Below are 13,606 nucleotides of genomic sequence, written 5' to 3'. Positions count from 1 at the left end.
AGCGTCTCAAGCGTGGCGCTCGCGACCCTCTCACGGACCGCCCCGGCACCCGAGAAGCAAGTAGTCGGCGAAACGCGTGTCGTGCACGGCCCACCCCTTAAACTCCACTACGTGCGTGAATACTTCTCTCGCCGCCGCGCGGCGCTGCGTTCCCTGCTGGCCGATTCCGGGGTGGACGCGCTGCTGGTCACGGACCTGCTCAACATCAGGTACCTGACCGGCTTCACCGGGTCCAACGCCGCTCTCCTCGTCCACGAGGGCGGCGACGACAAGACGATCTTCTGCACCGACGGCCGCTACACGGTCCAGTCGGCGACAGAGGTCCCCGACCTCGAACGGGTGCTGGACCGCGCGAGCGCGGCGAAGCTGGCCGATCTCGCGGCAGAGAAGAAACTCGGCAAGACCGGCTTCGAGAGCCAGCATGTCAGTGTCGAGCAGCACGAGGACCTCAAGGTGCGCTTCGACCGCGTCGAACTGGTCCGCACGCCGGGTCTCGTGGAGCAGTTGCGGCTGGTCAAGGACGAGCAGGAGATCGAGGCGCTGCGCCAGGCGTGCGCGGCGGCCGACAGGGCGCTGGAGGATCTGGTGTCCTCCGGCGAGCTCCGGCCGGGCCGCACCGAGCTGGACGTCGCCCGCGACCTGGAGAACCGGATGCTCGGCCACGGGTCGACCGGGCCGTCGTTCGACACGATCGTCGCGGCGGGCGCCAACTCCGCGATCCCGCACCACCGGCCGACCTCGGCCGTGCTCGCTACCGGGGACTTCGTCAAGATCGATTTCGGCGCCACGGTCGACGGCTACCACTCCGACATGACCCGCACGTTCGTGCTCGGCAAGCCCGCGGCGTGGCAGGAGGAGGTCTACGAACTGGTCCAGCGCGCGCAGGCGGCGGGCTGTGACGCGGTCTTCCCCGGTGCCAAAGTGTCCGAAGTGGACAAAGCGGCGCGCGGTGTCATCGTCGACGCGGGGCGCGGCGAGGAGTTCGGTCACGGCCTCGGTCACGGCGTCGGACTGCAGGTGCACGAGGCGCCCAGCCTCGCTACCACGGGCGTCGGTACACTGACCGCCGGTATGGCGGTCACCGTCGAGCCTGGTGTGTATCTGCCCGGCCGCGGTGGCGTGCGCATCGAGGACACGCTGGTCGTGCGGGAAGGTACGCCCGAACTCCTCACACTGAGCACCAAGGAACTCGTGGTCGTCTGACGGCGGCCCGGAAGATCGACACAGGAGACTGCACACTCGTGGCCACCACCAACGACCTGAAGAACGGGCTCGTCCTCAATCTCGACGGCCAGCTGTGGACCGTCACCGCGTTCCAGCACGTCAAGCCGGGCAAGGGCGGTGCGTTCGTCCGCACCACGCTCAAGCACGTGCTGACCGGGAAGGTCGTCGACAAGACCTTCAACGCGGGCACGAAGGTCGATACGGCCACCGTCGACCGCCGGAACATGACCTACCTGTACAAGGAAGGTCAGGACTTCGTGTTCATGGACTCGGAGACCTACGACCAGATCACCGTGCTGGCCGAGACCGTCGGCGACAACGCGAACTACCTGCTCGAGAACACCGAGGTCCAGGTCGCGGTGCACGAGGGCGTCCCGCTGTACATCGAGCTGCCGACCTCGGTCGAGCTGATCGTCCAGCACACCGACCCCGGCCTGCAGGGCGACCGCTCCACCGGTGGCACCAAGCCCGCCACCCTGGAGACCGGCGCCGAGATCCAGGTGCCGCTGTTCCTGACCACCGGCGAGAAGATCAAGGTCGACACCCGTGACGGCCGCTACCTGGGCCGCGTCTCCAGCTGATGGCCGACTCAGGTAAATCCGGCAAGTCCCCGAACCGCGGCGGGCCGATCAGCCGTCGCCAGGCCCGCAAGCGGGCCGTCGAGATGATGTACGAGGCCGCCCAGCGCGGTGCCGACGCGGTGACGCTGCTGGCCGACCGCGTCGGTTCGGTCGAGGTCGACCCGATCGGGGACTACACGATCTCACTGGTCGAGGGCGTCACCGGACGCAAGGCGCAGATCGACGAGCTGCTCTCGGAGCACGCTCAGGGCTGGACGCTGGACCGGATGCCGCCGGTGGACCTCGCGGTGCTCCGGGTCGGTGTCTACGAGCTGTTGTGGGCCCCGGACGTGCCGGACCCGGTCGCCATCGACGAGGCCGTCGGGCTGGCGAAGGAGTTGTCGACCGACGACTCGCCGCGGTTCGTGAACGGCGTCCTCGGCCGGATCGGCACCATCGCCGACAGGCTCAGGGCCGTTCTCTAGAAAGACGTACTACAACGGGCCGTGTCCTCTGCCGAGGGCACGGCCCGTTCTCGTGCTCGGTGGTGCCGTCTGGCGTTTCCGGTCCCCCCGGACCGAAAACGTCGCCATCTCTAGTCCTCTTTGGACGGTCGAGCCTCTGGCGGCAGCACACCCCAGTCGATCAGCTGCTCGGTGAGCTCGCCGGGGGTCATGTCGTAGATGATCGCCAGCGAACGCAGGTCTTCGGTGCGGATGGAGAGCACCTTGCCGTTGTAGTCGCCGCGCTGGCTCTGGATGGTGGCGGCGTAGCGGGCGAGCGGCCCGACCTTCTCCGCCGGGAGCTGCTGGAGACGCTCCAGGTTGATGACGATCTTCGTGGCGGGTTCGGCGCCCGAGGGCACCCGGCCCTCCGGCAGCAGCTCGACCACCGGCACGCCGTAGAAATCGGCCAGCTCGGCGAGCTTCTGCACGGTCACGGCGCGGTCGCCGCGCTCGTACGAACCGACGACGACGGCCTTCCACCGGCCTCCGGACTTCTGCTCGACCCCGTGCAGGGACAGGCCCTGCTGCTGGCGGATCCCGCGGAGCTTGGCCCCGAGCGCCTTGGCGTAATCGCCCATCTGGTGGTTCTCCGTTTCCTCACCCCCAGCCGGTCGGAGTGACCGGTCCAGGGGACTCCTAGAGTCGAATACTCAGAGTAATGGTTACGCATAGTTGTCACCAGGTCAAGCGGGTGCTTTCGCGAGGCCTTCGTCACCTGGGGCGCGCCACCCGTAAGAAGGAGGCCCCGCTCCTGCTAGTGTCGATTCGATTTCCTCGCCAAGCAGGAAGTCGACGTCCTTTAAGGACCCGTCCAGAGAGGCGGGGAAGGAGGTCCGCCTTGTCGTCACGTCCACGTGGCGCGGCGGAACCGGCGGGAGAGCGTGAGCTCCTCTCGTCCGGCGATGTCGCGCGCACGATAGCCCGAATGGCCCATCAGGTCATCGAGAAGACCGCTCTCGGTGCCGGTGGGTCGACTCCACCCGTGTTGCTGGGCATCCCGACCCGGGGTACCCCGCTCGCCCTGCGGCTCGCGGACAAGATCGCCGAGTTCTCCGGCATCCGTCCGCCGACCGGCGCGCTGGACATCACGCTCTACCGTGATGATCTCCGCCGCCGCCCGCCCCGCGCGCTCGAACATTCGCAGCTGCCGCCGACCGGTATCGACGACGCGGTGGTCATCCTCGTCGACGACGTGCTGTTCTCCGGCCGCACCATCCGCGCCGCCCTCGACGCCCTGCGCGACCACGGCCGCCCGCGCGCGGTCCAGCTGGCCGTGCTGGTCGACCGCGGTCACCGCGAACTGCCGATCCGCGCCGACTACGTGGGCAAGAACGTGCCCACCTCGCGTGCCGAGGGAATCGAGGTCCTGCTGTCCGAAGTGGACGGACGGGACACGGTTCTGCTGCGGGCGCAATCAGAAGGAGACCGATCGTGAAGCACCTGCTCGCCACCGACGGGCTCGACCCGGCGCTCGCGACAGCCGTGCTGGACACCGCGGAGGAGCTCAAGCACACGCTGCTCGGCCGCGAAGTCCGCAAGCTCCCGACCTTGCGGGGCCGCACCGTCATCACGCTGTTCTACGAGAACTCGACCCGCACCCGCGTCTCGTTCGAGATCGCCGGGAAGTGGATGAGCGCCGACGTGATCAACGTCTCCGCGTCCAGTTCCTCGGTCAACAAAGGCGAATCACTGCGGGACACCGCGCTGACGCTGGCCGCGGCAGGCGCCGACTGCGTGATCATCCGGCACCCCGCTTCCGGGGCGGCGCAGCGGCTTTCGGGCTGGCTCGCCGAGGCCGGGACGGCGGTGGTCAACGCCGGCGACGGCACCCACGAACACCCGACCCAGGCGCTGCTCGACGCGGCGACGCTGCGGGAGCGGCTGGGCTCGCTGGAGGGCCGCCGCATCGGGATCGTCGGCGACGTCCTGCACAGCCGGGTCGCGCGGTCGAACATCCACCTGCTGTCCTCGCTGGGCGCGGAAGTGGTGCTCGTCGCGCCGCCGACGCTGCTCCCCGCCGGGGTGGAGAGCCTGCCGGTCACCGTGTCGCACGAACTCGACGCCGAACTGCCCGCCCTCGACGCGGTCATGATGCTGCGGGTCCAGGCCGAACGGATGCACGGGGGCTTTTTCCCGAGCGCACGCGAGTACTCGATCGCGTACGGCCTCAACGAACGGCGGATGAAGCTGCTGCCCGAACACGCCGTCGTCCTGCACCCCGGCCCGATGCTGCGCGGGATGGAGATCGCCTCGGCGGTCGCCGACTCCCCGGCCTCGGCCATCACCGAACAGGTCCGCAACGGCGTCCACGTGCGCATGGCGGTCCTTTACCACCTGCTCGCCAGCGAAGGAGCCGCCGCGTGACCACCGTCCTGATCAAGGGCGCCCGACCCTACGGCGAGGGCGATCCGGTCGACGTGCTCGTCGAGGACGGCGTCATCACGGACATCGGGTCCCTCGACACCCCGGACGACGCCGAAGTCATCGAGGCGGGCGGCCAGGTGCTGCTGCCCGGTTTCGTCGACCTGCACACCCACCTGCGCGAACCCGGCCGCGAGGACACCGAGACGATCGCCACCGGTTCGGCCGCGGCCGCGCTCGGCGGCTACACCGCGGTGTTCGCCATGGCCAACACCGATCCGGTGGCCGACAACGCGGTGATCGTCGACCACGTGTGGCGGCGCGGCCAGGAGGCCGGGCTCGTCGACGTGCACCCGGTCGGCGCGGTCACCGTGGGGCTCAAGGGCGAGAAACTCGCCGAACTGGGCACCATGGCGAAATCCGAGGCCCAGGTGAAGGTCTTCTCAGACGACGGCCTCTGCGTCGCGGACCCGCTGCTGATGCGCCGCGCGCTGGAGTACTCGACCTCGCTCGGCGTCGTCATCGCGCAGCACGCCGAGGAGCCCAGGCTGACCGTCGGCGCCCAGGCGCACGAAGGCGAACGCGCCGCGCGCCTCGGCTACACCGGCTGGCCCGCGTCGGCGGAGGAGTCGATCGTCGCCCGTGACTGCCTGCTCGCCGAGCACGCGAACGCGCGGCTGCACGTCTGCCACGTCTCGACCTCGGGTACGGCCGACATCCTGAAATGGGCCAAAGAGCGCGGCACCCAGGTCTCGGCCGAGGTCACCCCGCACCATCTGCTGCTGACCGACGAGCGGCTGTCGACCTACGACCCGGTCAACAAGGTCAACCCCCCGCTGCGCACCGAATCCGACGCCGAGAAACTGCGCGCCGCGCTGGCCGAGGGCGTCATCGACTGCGTCGCCACCGACCACGCGCCGCACGCCGTCCAGGACAAGGACTGCGAGTGGAGTTCCGCCCGGCCTGGCATGCTCGGTCTCCAGACCGCGCTGTCGATCGTGGTCGAGACCATGGTCCGCACCGGCCTGCTGGACTGGCGGGGCGTGGCACGCGTGATGAGCGAGCGGCCCGCCGAGATCGGGAACCTGTCCGACCACGGCCGTCCGATCGAGGTCGGCGAACCGGCCAACCTGACGCTGGTGGACCCGGACACCGAGTGGACCGTGCGCGGGGCCGAGTTCGCGAGCATCGCGGCGAACACCCCGTACGAAGGAATGCGGCTCCCCGGCGTGGTGACGGCGACGTTGCTGCGCGGGCGGATCACCGCACGGGAAGGGAAGATCGCACCATGAGCGACCGGATCCTGCTGACCCTGGCGGTCTTCGCCTTCTTCCTGCTCTGCGTCTTCCTGATGTGGCGCGGCTGGCGGCGCAAGTCGCGGACCCAGAGCGTCCAGGTCCCGCCGTTCGCCGAGATCCCCGCCGACCCCGGTGCGGCGTTGCTCGAATCGACCGGTCTCTACGTCAGCACGACCACCGCCGGGCACTGGCAGGACCGCGTCGTCACACGCGGCGCGGGGCTGCGCACCGGAGCGGTGTGGCGGTTGCACGAAGACGGTATCGCCATCGAACGCGGCGGCGCCCCGGACTTCTGGATCCCGCGCGCCTCGGTCACCGGCGTCCGCAAGGACAAGGGGATGGCCGGGAAGGTGATGGGCATCGACGCGCTGCTCGTCATCACCTGGCTCGCCGGGGACGTCGAACTGGACACCGGATTCCGCGGCGACGACGTCGACGACTATCCACAGTGGATCGAAGCTTTGCAAGACACCCGCAACGACATCAAGGGAGGTGCCTGATGAGCACCGTGAACGGCACCCGTGCGCCTGCCGCGCTGGTACTCGAAGACGGCCGGATCTTCCGCGGCTCCGCGTACGGCGCCCGTGGCCGCAGCTTGGGCGAGGCGGTGTTCTGCACCGGCATGACCGGGTACCAGGAGACGCTGACCGACCCCTCCTACCACCGGCAGATCGTGGTCCAGACCGCGCCGCAGATCGGCAACACCGGCTGGAACGACGAGGACGACGAGTCCTCGCGTATCTGGGTCTCGGGGTACGTCGTCCGCGACCCGGCGCGCACGCCGTCCAACTGGCGCGCCAAGCGCACGCTGGACGAGGAACTGGAACGCCAGGGCGTCGTCGGGATTTCCGAAGTGGACACCCGCACGCTGACCCGGCACCTGCGCGAGCAGGGCGCCATGCGGTCCGGCGTCTTCTCGGGTGACGCGCTCGGCACCGACGAGGAGATGCTCGCCGAGGTGAAGGCCAGCCCGCAGATGAAGGGCGCCGACCTCGCCGGCGAGGTCACCACGAAGCAGGCGTACGTGGTCAAGGCGCAGGGGGAGACCCGCTTCCGCGTCGCCGCGCTGGACCTGGGCATCAAGTCCAACACCCCGCGCATGATGGCCGCGCGCGGCATCGAGGTGCACGTGCTGCCCTCGTCGTCCACTGTGGACGAACTGCTCGCGGTCGAGGCGGACGGTGTCTTCCTCTCCAACGGCCCCGGTGACCCGGCGACCACCGCGCATGCGACGGAGCTGACGAAAGCGGTGCTGCAGCGGGAAATCCCGCTGTTCGGCATCTGCTTCGGCAACCAGATCCTCGGCCGCGCGCTGGGACTGGGCACCTACAAGATGCGCTACGGCCACCGCGGGATCAACATCCCGGTGATCGACGTGGCGACCAAACGGGTCGCGATCACCGCGCAGAACCACGGTTTCGCCCTCGAAGGCGAGCCGGGTCAGCGGTTCGAGACGCCGTTCGGCGCCGCGCAGATCTCGCACTACTGCCCGAACGACGACACCGTCGAAGGTGTCCGCGCGTTCGACGTCCCCGCGTTCTCGGTGCAGTACCACCCCGAGGCCGCCGCCGGTCCGCACGACGCGGCCCCCCTGTTCGATGAGTTCGTGAGCTTGATGGAGAAGGCCAAGTAATGGTTTTGTCCACGGGGATCGAACGAATTCGGATCCGCAACTACCGGGTGTTGCGGGACATCGAGTTGGACGGGTTGACGCCCGTGACGGCGCTGCTGGGGCCCAACGGCAGCGGCAAGTCCACCGTGTTCGACGCCATCGATCTCGTCCACGAGGCGCTCGGCGGAGGGCTCGCGTCGGCATGGGCTCGCCGCGGGGGACAAGCTGAAATCCGCAGCCGGGGAACTGCTGGGCCGGTCGAGATCGAGCTGGGCTGCCGGGTTGATGGCGAATTCTTCACGTATCGCCTGGTCATCGGGGACGAGACCGACGTTCCAATCATCGACGAAGAGAAGCTCTCGTGGCGAGAGTCCGACCAAGCCGACGAACTCGTCATTCTCGAGTTCAGCCGGCGTCGTGGAATGATCCGCCGTCCTGGTGTCGGTGAAGTCGCCGAAGAGCTCACTGAGCATGGTGTGCTTGGAGTGGGAACCTTCGGGCAGCTGGCAGCCAATGCGCAGATCGCAGCGTTTCTCCGGTTCGCCGGGCGGATCCAGCTGGTCGATCTCGATGTCGAGCGGATGCGGGCCGGCGCGAAGGGGCCGAAGCGGACCGCGGGACTGGATCCGCATGGCGACAACATCGCCATGCGGGTCGACTATCTCCAGGACGAACAACCCGACGTCTGGTCCGGTATCGTTCGCTCGCTTCGCCGCTACGTGCCAGGGCTCGTCGACATCGTGACGATGCGGCTCGGCGATGGAAGCTATATCGTCCGACTCGTAGAGAACGGCGTCGAGCGGCCGATCCCGCCGGAGAACATCTCTGATGGAACGCTCTTGCTGCTGGGATACCTGGTCGCGTTACAGAGCCCGCTCGCGGTGACCCTCATCGAGGAACCGGAAAACCAGGTGCATCCGAGGCTGCATTACCTCCTGGCAGAAGACGCGCGCGGCGCCGAAAGTGACCAGGTGCTCGTGGCGACTCATGCACCTCGGTTCGTGGATGCGCTCCGCCCGGACGAAGTCTGGGCATTCGCACGTGGCACGGGTGGTAAGGCGGAAGTAAAGCGCGCCTCCGCCGAGGAACCAGTCGTACGGATGGTGGATTCCGGCGGCGCACTCGGTGATCTGTGGACGGAGGGATATCTCCGGTTCGGTGATCCACTGGCGGACCGGACGTGACAGCGATCGCGCCCCTGCGGCTCGAGGTCCTGGTCGAGGGGGTTTCAGAGGAGGCAGCCTTGCGGGCGATTCTCCCGAAGGTGGTGCCCGGTGTTCCGTTCGACATCATTTCGTTCGATAGCAAGGCAAAACTCCTCGGCGGGCTGTCCAGCAGGCTGCGGGACTACTCCTTCTACTGGGCTCAAACCGGTCTCCGGCTACTTGTCCTGGTCGATCGCGACGACGACGATTGCGTCGAGCTGAGGAAGCGGCTGTCGAAAGTGGCGGATGAGGCAGGACTGCCTGCCCGGGCGGTGGTGTTCCGAATCGTCATCGAGGAGCTGGAGTCCTGGTTCCTCGGGGATGTTCCGGCCCTGTGTAAGGCGTATCAACGGATCCCTGCCGATCTCGCGAAACAAGCGAAGTATCGCGACCCCGAATCGGTGCCAGGTGGCACCTGGGAGGGTCTGGAACACCTACTGCGGAAACACGGCTACCACAAGAAGGGCCTGCAGAAGGTGCGGGCCGCGCGCGAGATCGCGCCGCACATGGATGTAGAGAACAATCGTTCCCAGAGTTTTCAGGTCTTCCGCGATGGTCTGCGGCGCCTGGTGAGTGAGGAAAACTAATGCCGAAGAGGACAGACATCCAGCACGTGCTGGTCATCGGCTCCGGGCCGATCGTGATCGGGCAGGCCGCCGAGTTCGACTACTCCGGCACCCAGGCCTGCCGCGTCCTCCGCGAAGAGGGCCTGCGGGTCTCGCTGGTGAACTCGAACCCGGCGACGATCATGACCGATCCCGAGTTCGCCGACGCCACCTACATCGAGCCGGTCACCCCGGACTTCGTCGAGAAGGTCATCGCCGTGGAGCGCCCCGACGCGATCCTCGCGACCCTCGGCGGGCAGACGGCGCTGAACTGCGCCGTCGCCCTGCACGAGCGCGGTGTGCTGGAGAAGTACGGCGTCGAGCTGATCGGCGCCGACATCGACGCCATCCAGCGCGGCGAGGACCGGCAGAAGTTCAAGGACATCGTCCGCACGATCGGCGCCGACGTGCCGCGTTCGCGGGTCTGCCACGACATGGACGAGGTCCGCGCGACCGTCGCCGAGGTCGGCCTCCCGGTGGTCATCCGGCCGTCGTTCACCATGGGCGGGCTCGGCTCGGGCATGGCGCACACCGACGAGGAACTGGAGCGTCTCGCCTCCACCGGGCTCACCGAGTCGCCGGTCACCGAGGTGCTCATCGAGGAGAGCGTCCTCGGCTGGAAGGAGTTCGAACTCGAGCTCATGCGCGACCGGCACGACAACGTGGTGGTCGTCTGCTCGATCGAGAACATCGACGCGATGGGCGTGCACACCGGCGACTCGGTCACCGTCGCGCCCGCGATGACCCTGACCGACCGCGAGTACCAGCACATGCGCGACGTCGGTATCGCGGTGCTGCGCGAGGTCGGCGTCGACACCGGCGGCTGCAACATCCAGTTCGCGATCAACCCGGCCGACGGCCGCATGGTCGTCATCGAGATGAACCCGCGCGTCTCGCGCTCCAGCGCGCTGGCGTCGAAGGCGACCGGGTTCCCGATCGCCAAGATCGCGGCGAAACTCGCCATCGGCTACACGCTCGACGAGATCCGCAACGACATCACCGGCGAGACCCCGGCGGCCTTCGAGCCGACGCTGGACTACGTCGTGGTGAAGGTGCCGCGGTTCGCCTTCGAGAAGTTCCCCGGCGCGGACCCGACGCTGACCACGACGATGAAGAGCGTCGGCGAGGCGATGTCGTTCGGCCGCAGCTTCCCCGAGGCGCTCGGCAAGGCACTGCGGTCCATCGACACCAAGGCCACCGGCTTCTGGACCCGCCCCGATCCCGAAGGCGCGACCAAGGAGTCCATTTTGGACGCTTTGCGCACGCCGCACGACGGGCGGATCTACGAGGTCGAGCGGGCGCTGCGGTTCGGCGCCACCGTCGAGGAGATCCACGAAGCCTCGGGTATCGACCCGTGGTTCATCGACCAGATCGCCCTCATCGGCGAGGTCGGCGCCGAGGTCCGCGACGCGCAGGTGCTCGACGAGCCGCTGCTGCGCCGCGCCAAGCGCACCGGGCTGTCCGACCGCCAGATCGCCGCGCTGCGGCCGGAACTGGCAGGCGAGGACGGCGTCCGCGCGCTGCGCCGCCGTCTCGGCGTGCGGCCGGTGTACAAGACCGTCGACACCTGCGCGGCCGAGTTCGCGGCCAAGACGCCGTACCACTACTCGGCCTACGAGACCGACCCCGCGGCGCAGTCGGAGATCACCGAGCAGACCGACAAGCCGAAGGTGCTCATCCTCGGCTCCGGGCCGAACCGCATCGGGCAGGGCATCGAGTTCGACTACTCGTGCGTGCACGCCGCGATCGCCTTGCGCGAGGCCGGTTTCGAAGCGGTCATGGTCAACTGCAACCCCGAGACCGTCTCCACCGACTACGACACCTCGGACAGGCTCTACTTCGAGCCGCTGTCGTTCGAGGACGTCCTGGAAGTGGTCAACGCCGAGCAGGAGTCGGGCACCGTCGCCGGGGTCATCGTGCAGCTGGGCGGCCAGACCCCGCTCTCGCTCGCGAAGCGCCTCGCCGACGCCGGTGTCCCGGTGATCGGCACCTCCCCGGACGCGATCCACCTCGCCGAGGACCGCGGCGCGTTCGGCGAGGTCCTCACCGACGCCGGACTGCCCGCGCCGAAGTACGGCACGGCGACCTCGTTCGAGGGCGCGAAGCGGATCGCCGACAAGATCGGCTACCCGGTACTGGTGCGGCCGTCCTACGTGCTCGGCGGACGCGGCATGGAGATCGTGTACGACGAGGAGTCCCTCGCCGGCTACATCCACCGCGCCACCGAGGTCACCCCCGAGCACCCGGTGCTGGTGGACCGCTTCCTCGACGACGCCATCGAGATCGACGTCGACGCGCTCTTCGACGGCGACGAGCTGTACCTGGGCGGCGTCATGGAGCACATCGAGGAGGCCGGGATCCACTCCGGTGACTCCTCGTGCGCGCTGCCGCCGATCACGCTGGGCCGGACCGACATCGAGACGGTGCGCCGCTCGACCGAGGCCATCGCGCGCGGCGTCGGTGTCCGCGGGCTGCTGAACGTCCAGTACGCGCTCAAGGACGACGTCCTCTACGTCCTGGAGGCCAACCCGCGCGCCTCGAGGACGGTGCCGTTCGTGTCCAAGGCCACCGCGGTGCCGCTGGCGAAGGCCGCGGCGCTGATCATGACCGGCTCGTCGATCAAGGACCTGCGCACCTCCGGGGTGCTCCCGGCCGAGGGTGACGGCGGACACATGCCCGCCGATTCGCCGGTCGCGGTCAAGGAGGCGGTCCTGCCGTTCCACCGCTTCCGCACCCCCGAGGGCCACGGCGTCGACTCGCTGCTCGGCCCGGAGATGAAGTCCACCGGCGAGGTCATGGGCGTCGACGTGTCCTTCGGCAAGGCGTTCGCCAAGTCGCAGGCCGGTGCCTACGGTTCGCTGCCGACGTCGGGCAAGGTGTTCGTCTCCGTCGCCAACCGCGACAAGCGTTCGCTGGTGTTCCCGGTGAAGCGGCTGGCGGATCTCGGCTTCGAGATCCTCGCCACCTCCGGTACCGCGGAAGTGTTGCGGCGCAACGGGATCGCCTGCACCGTCGTGCGCAAGCACTACGAGGGTTCGGCCGAAGGGGAGCAGAACGTCGTGGACGTCATCCTCAGCGGTGAGGTGCAGATGGTGATCAACACCCCGTACGGCAACAGCGGTCCGCGCATCGACGGCTACGAGATCCGCACCGCCGCGGTGTCGCGGGACATCCCGTGCATCACCACGGTGCAGGGCGCCGCGGCGGCCGTGCACGGGATAGAGGCCGTCATCAAGGGCGACATCGGCGTGCGGTCGCTGCAGAGCCTGCAGGCGGCGCTGAAGGCCAAGGCATGACCGAACGGTTCGGGGCGAGGCTGGCGCGGGCGGTCGCGGAGAAGGGACCGCTCTGCGCCGGGATCGACCCCCATCCGGGGTTGCTCCAGGCGTGGGGTCTCCCGGCGGACGCGGGCGGTCTGGAGAAGTTCGCCCTGACGGCCGCTGAGGCGATCGCGCCCGAGGTCGCGGTGATCAAGCCCCAGTCGGCCTTTTTCGAGGCCTACGGGCCTCCTGGGGTCGCTGTTCTGGCCAAGACGATGAAGGTGTGCCGGGAAGCGGGCGCGCTCGTCCTGCTGGACGTCAAACGCGGCGACATCGGGTCGACGATGGCGGCGTACACGGCGGCGTTCCTGCCCGCGGGCGCGGAGCTGGAAGCCGACGCCATCACCGTGTCGCCGTACCTCGGTTTCGGGTCGCTGTCACCCGCGATCGACGTCGCGCGAGCGGAGGGCAAAGGCCTGTTCGTCCTCGCGCGCACCTCCAACCCGGAGGCGCAGGGACTGCAGAACGCCTTGCTGCCCAACGGAAAGACCGTCGCGCAGGACATCGTCGACACCGCGGGCGCGTACAACGCCGGTGTCGGTCCCTTGGGGGACATCGGCGTCGTCGTCGGCGCCACCATCGCGCCGGGAGAGCTCGATCTGAGCGAGCTGAACGGTCCCGTCCTGGCACCCGGTTTCGGGGCCCAGGGAGCCACTGTGGCCGATTTGCGGGCGCTTTTCGGGTCAGGACTGCCGGGTGTGCTCCCGGCGTCCTCCCGCGACGTGCTCAAGCACGGACCGGACCCCGAGGCGTTGCGTGCGGCCGTTCGGCGGACACGGGATTCCCTCACCTCCCTGGAAAACGGCCAATAGCAGGCCCGGGAATCGGTCATGACCAGCCACCCCCGCATTGTGGGCCGAGGTAACGGGTGGGTACCGTCGCCACACCCACCCAGATTTGAGAACTACCGGAGGA

Annotated in this window: 13 protein-coding genes; 12 read left to right on the top strand and 1 reads right to left on the bottom strand. The window is 68.5% G+C overall.

All coding sequences use genetic code 11. The features are described 5' to 3' along the window. The first annotated feature begins 111 nt into the window (after positions 1 to 111). Genes ACZ5ZX_RS19775 through nusB form a run of 3 tightly spaced genes read left to right on the top strand, consistent with a single transcriptional unit; the run spans position 112 to position 2,269 of the window. Entirely contained in the window at positions 112 to 1,203 is a 1,092-nt protein-coding gene (locus ACZ5ZX_RS19775) for a M24 family metallopeptidase (protein ID WP_465503447.1), read from the top strand. A 38-nt stretch (positions 1,204 to 1,241) separates the two neighbouring features. Next, positions 1,242 to 1,805: an elongation factor P gene (gene efp, locus ACZ5ZX_RS19770; protein ID WP_061980650.1), complete on the top strand. Its 564-nt coding sequence runs from the start codon at positions 1,242 to 1,244 to the stop codon at positions 1,803 to 1,805. Then, positions 1,805 to 2,269 (top strand): transcription antitermination factor NusB, encoded by a 465-nt coding sequence (gene nusB / locus ACZ5ZX_RS19765; RefSeq protein ID WP_465503446.1) that lies wholly within the window; start codon positions 1,805 to 1,807, stop codon positions 2,267 to 2,269. The genes efp and nusB overlap by 1 nt, the downstream gene beginning before the upstream one ends. 110 nt (positions 2,270 to 2,379) lie before the next feature. Here the strand turns inward: nusB and bldD are convergent, their stop codons facing one another. Beyond that, positions 2,380 to 2,868, bottom strand: coding sequence for a transcriptional regulator BldD (gene bldD / locus ACZ5ZX_RS19760; RefSeq protein ID WP_003096372.1), 489 nt, complete (start codon positions 2,866 to 2,868; stop codon positions 2,380 to 2,382). Positions 2,869 to 3,128: 260 nt separating this feature from the next. Between bldD and pyrR the strand changes: the two genes are divergently transcribed. Genes pyrR through pyrF form a run of 9 tightly spaced genes read left to right on the top strand, consistent with a single transcriptional unit; the run spans position 3,129 to position 13,503 of the window. Next, a complete protein-coding gene (pyrR, locus tag ACZ5ZX_RS19755) occupies positions 3,129 to 3,725 on the top strand; it encodes a bifunctional pyr operon transcriptional regulator/uracil phosphoribosyltransferase PyrR (protein ID WP_465466592.1) in 597 nt (198 codons plus the stop codon). Next, positions 3,722 to 4,654: an aspartate carbamoyltransferase catalytic subunit gene (locus ACZ5ZX_RS19750; RefSeq protein ID WP_465503445.1), complete on the top strand. Its 933-nt coding sequence runs from the start codon at positions 3,722 to 3,724 to the stop codon at positions 4,652 to 4,654. Before pyrR ends, ACZ5ZX_RS19750 begins: the two co-directional genes overlap by 4 nt. After that, the gene (locus ACZ5ZX_RS19745; protein WP_465503444.1) at positions 4,651 to 5,943 is read left to right on the top strand and encodes a dihydroorotase; all 1,293 of its coding nucleotides are present in this window, start codon (positions 4,651 to 4,653) and stop codon (positions 5,941 to 5,943) included. Before ACZ5ZX_RS19750 ends, ACZ5ZX_RS19745 begins: the two co-directional genes overlap by 4 nt. Beyond that, the gene (locus ACZ5ZX_RS19740; protein ID WP_037320850.1) at positions 5,940 to 6,449 is read left to right on the top strand and encodes a PH-like domain-containing protein; all 510 of its coding nucleotides are present in this window, start codon (positions 5,940 to 5,942) and stop codon (positions 6,447 to 6,449) included. Before ACZ5ZX_RS19745 ends, ACZ5ZX_RS19740 begins: the two co-directional genes overlap by 4 nt. Then, on the top strand, positions 6,449 to 7,582 hold the full coding sequence (gene carA / locus ACZ5ZX_RS19735) for a glutamine-hydrolyzing carbamoyl-phosphate synthase small subunit (RefSeq protein WP_465503443.1): 1,134 nt from the start codon (positions 6,449 to 6,451) through the stop codon (positions 7,580 to 7,582). The genes ACZ5ZX_RS19740 and carA overlap by 1 nt, the downstream gene beginning before the upstream one ends. Beyond that, positions 7,582 to 8,745: an AAA family ATPase gene (locus ACZ5ZX_RS19730; protein WP_465503442.1), complete on the top strand. Its 1,164-nt coding sequence runs from the start codon at positions 7,582 to 7,584 to the stop codon at positions 8,743 to 8,745. Before carA ends, ACZ5ZX_RS19730 begins: the two co-directional genes overlap by 1 nt. Then, a complete protein-coding gene (locus ACZ5ZX_RS19725) occupies positions 8,742 to 9,353 on the top strand; it encodes a DUF4276 family protein (protein WP_465503441.1) in 612 nt (203 codons plus the stop codon). Before ACZ5ZX_RS19730 ends, ACZ5ZX_RS19725 begins: the two co-directional genes overlap by 4 nt. Beyond that, positions 9,353 to 12,667: a carbamoyl-phosphate synthase large subunit gene (carB, locus tag ACZ5ZX_RS19720; RefSeq protein WP_465503440.1), complete on the top strand. Its 3,315-nt coding sequence runs from the start codon at positions 9,353 to 9,355 to the stop codon at positions 12,665 to 12,667. The genes ACZ5ZX_RS19725 and carB overlap by 1 nt, the downstream gene beginning before the upstream one ends. Then, positions 12,664 to 13,503 (top strand): orotidine-5'-phosphate decarboxylase, encoded by an 840-nt coding sequence (gene pyrF, locus ACZ5ZX_RS19715; protein WP_465503439.1) that lies wholly within the window; start codon positions 12,664 to 12,666, stop codon positions 13,501 to 13,503. The genes carB and pyrF overlap by 4 nt, the downstream gene beginning before the upstream one ends. Positions 13,504 to 13,606: the final 103 nt, after the last annotated feature.

The sequence above is a fragment of the Amycolatopsis sp. NPDC033938 genome, assembly GCF_055575975.1.
Note: the sequence above shows the minus strand (reverse complement) of the source record. Positions and strands in the feature narration are given on the sequence as shown.

Excerpts from the sequence above, each read along its gene's own strand:
- carB (WP_465503440.1), top strand. The coding sequence starts at position 9,353 with ATGCCGAAGAGGACAGACATCCAGCACGTGCTGGTCATCGGCTCCGGG.
- ACZ5ZX_RS19740 (WP_037320850.1), top strand. The coding sequence starts at position 5,940 with ATGAGCGACCGGATCCTGCTGACCCTGGCGGTCTTCGCCTTCTTCCTG.
- nusB (WP_465503446.1), top strand. The coding sequence starts at position 1,805 with ATGGCCGACTCAGGTAAATCCGGCAAGTCCCCGAACCGCGGCGGGCCG.
- bldD (WP_003096372.1), bottom strand. The coding sequence starts at position 2,868 with ATGGGCGATTACGCCAAGGCGCTCGGGGCCAAGCTCCGCGGGATCCGC.
- pyrF (WP_465503439.1), top strand. The coding sequence starts at position 12,664 with ATGACCGAACGGTTCGGGGCGAGGCTGGCGCGGGCGGTCGCGGAGAAG.
- carA (WP_465503443.1), top strand. The coding sequence starts at position 6,449 with ATGAGCACCGTGAACGGCACCCGTGCGCCTGCCGCGCTGGTACTCGAA.
- ACZ5ZX_RS19730 (WP_465503442.1), top strand. The coding sequence starts at position 7,582 with ATGGTTTTGTCCACGGGGATCGAACGAATTCGGATCCGCAACTACCGG.